The organism is Phocaeicola sp. RTP21198st1_B8_RTP21198_201120 (genome assembly GCF_040929485.1).
GTDB lineage: Bacteria > Bacteroidota > Bacteroidia > Bacteroidales > Bacteroidaceae > Phocaeicola > Phocaeicola dorei.
In genome coordinates this window covers 360-1,264 of the sequence record NZ_JBCOCI010000396.1, presented here as the reverse complement: position 1 = coordinate 1,264, position 905 = coordinate 360, and the positions used below count along the sequence as shown (strand labels likewise).

The 905-nt window shown below is 41.4% G+C and carries 1 protein-coding gene; it reads left to right on the top strand.

Features of this window, described 5'->3' with window-relative positions; translation table 11 throughout:
• Window positions 1-865, top strand: an 865-nt coding sequence (locus AB5935_RS26670; protein ID WP_368327943.1) for a PQQ-binding-like beta-propeller repeat protein, incomplete at its 5' end; no start/stop codon positions are given.
• Window positions 866-905: the final 40 nt, after the last annotated feature.

Below are 905 nucleotides of genomic sequence, written 5' to 3'. Positions count from 1 at the left end.
GTGTGTAAGAAATGCCACTATTAATAATGTATATGCTATTAATCCGAACGGAACTCAAAAGTGGGCAGTAAAATTGGATGCTGCGATAGGAGCTTTCCCTGCATTGTCGGCCGATGGTGTTCTTTACTGTCTCACCAATAAGAGTACGTTGTATGCGCTGGATGCATCCAGTGGTGCTATTAAATGGCAACAATCGCTTGACGGGGCAACCGGTAGTGCTGTGGCTATTGATAAAGCCGGAAATGTTTATGCAGGTACAAGTGCAGCCATTTATTCTTTTAAACCGAATAAAGAGCAGAATTGGAAATTGGAAGAAGTGAATGTGACAGAACAAGCTACGTTTGCTTTGAAGGATCAGGTACTTTATGCGACTTTGAAAAATGGAGGACTCGTTGCTGTTGATATGACAAACGGAACGAAGAAATGGACGTATCCGACTACAAAAGGAGATGCTTATTTCCCGATTGCTGATAAAAATGGCAATGTCTATTTTACTGAAAAAGGATCGCAGACTGTTCATGCAGTAAATGCCAGCGGATCTAAAATCTGGGAGAAAAATGTGGGTAACAATTTGAACTACAGTGGAGGTGCTTTGAGTACGGATGGTATTCTTTATATCGGTACCCAATCGAATAACAAAGTGCTGGGACTTGACATCACTAATGGAAACATTGTTTTTGAAGAGACTGTGGGACAACAAGTCATGGCAGCTGTTAGCATTGGCCCGGACAGACGGCTTTATTGCGGAACGATCGGATCTAATAATATCGGTTCGATAAAGGCTTTTGCTGTCAATAAGACATTAGCAACAGACTCCTGGAGTATTCGTGGTGGTGATATTCAAGGTACAAACCGTCAAAAGTAAGCGATAATGAGAGTTCCTGTTTTTATCTTATTTATGGCGA